General features: G+C 63.8%; 1 protein-coding gene. It reads left to right on the top strand.

Annotation, left to right across the window (positions count from 1 at the left end; all coding sequences use genetic code 11):
• Positions 1-74: 74 nt before the first annotated feature.
• The gene (locus K8I04_06780; protein MBZ0071414.1) at positions 75-1,340 is read left to right on the top strand and encodes an IS256 family transposase; all 1,266 of its coding nucleotides are present in this window, start codon (positions 75-77) and stop codon (positions 1,338-1,340) included.
• Positions 1,341-1,414 lie beyond the last annotated feature (74 nt).

Below are 1,414 nucleotides of genomic sequence, written 5' to 3'. Positions count from 1 at the left end.
GAGCCTGTCCGGAATTTTGTGTGCGAGGCATAGCATGACGACCAGGAGCATGTATGCCGACGAGTAAGACGAAGATGAAGAACGCGGCGATTGCCGCGAAGATGGCCGCGCTGCCGGCAATCCCCAAGGAACTGATTGAGCAGTTCGTCTCGGGCCCCATGACCAGCGATGCCGTGAACGCGGCGACAGTGGCATTCAAGAAGGCGCTGATCGAGCGCGCCCTGGGTGCCGAGATGTCGCACCATCTGGGCTACCCCAATGGCGCGAGCAAGCCCGAGGCCGGCACTGCCAACCAACGCAACGGCCGCAGCGCCAAGACCGTGCTGACCGACGATGGGCCGCTTCGCATCGAAGTGCCGCGCGACCGTGCCGGCAGCTTCGAGCCGGTGCTCATCCCCAAGCACGAACGCCGCTTCACCGGCTTCGACGACAAGATCGTGGCCATGTACGCGCGCGGCATGACCATGCGCGAGATCCAGGGCTTCCTGCTGGAGAGCTACGCGGTGGAGGTTTCGCCCGAGTTCATCAGCTCGGTCACCGATGCCGTCATGGCCGAGGTCAGCGCCTGGCAGGCGCGGCCATTGGAGCCGATGTACCCAGTGGTCTTCTTCGACGCCTTGCGCGTGAAGATCAAGGAAGACGCGGTGGTGCGCAACAAAGCCATTTACCTGGCCCTTGGGGTGCTGCCCGACGGCACACGCGACATTCTGGGGCTGTGGATCGAGGGCACCGAGGGCGCCAAGTTCTGGATGAAGGTGTTCAACGACCTGAAGACTCGCGGCGTCAATGACATTCTCATTGCCGTCACCGACGGCTTGAAGGGCATGCCTGAGGCGCTGGCGGCGGTGTACCCAGCCACCACGCTGCAAACGTGCATCGTGCACCTGATACGCAACTCGCTGGACTACGCCAGCTGGAAGGATCGCAAGCTACTGGCGGCGGCCATCCGGCCGATCTATACGGCCACGAGCGCCGAGGCGGCACAGGTCGAATTGGAGGCCTTCGAACAAGGCCCGTGGGGCACCAAGTTCCCCACCGTGGTGGCGGCCTGGCGTCGGGCGTGGGACCGCGTGATTCCGTTCTTCGCGTTTCCGCCTTCGATTCGCCGGGTCATCTACACGACCAACGCCATCGAGAGCATCAACGCGCGGTTGCGCAAGATCATCAAGACGCGCGGGCACTTCCCCAGTGACGACGCGGCCTCCAAACTGATCTGGCTGGCGCTGCGCAACATCACGGCCGACTGGGGGCGAGCCGCCAAGGACTGGAAGGAGGCGATGAACCAGTTCGCGATACTCTACGAGGACCGCTTCACGCAGCCGGCCCACGGCGCCAACTAGGCAGGAGGTAGAACCATGAATACATGGCTCAACCAGGGACGCCTCCGGCGGCCTGGCAGGGGCCTGAAGAAATG

Source organism: Gammaproteobacteria bacterium (assembly GCA_019911805.1).
Taxonomy (GTDB): Bacteria; Pseudomonadota; Gammaproteobacteria; order Thiohalobacterales; family Thiohalobacteraceae; genus JAHJQQ01.
Note: the sequence above shows the minus strand (reverse complement) of the source record. Positions and strands in the feature narration are given on the sequence as shown.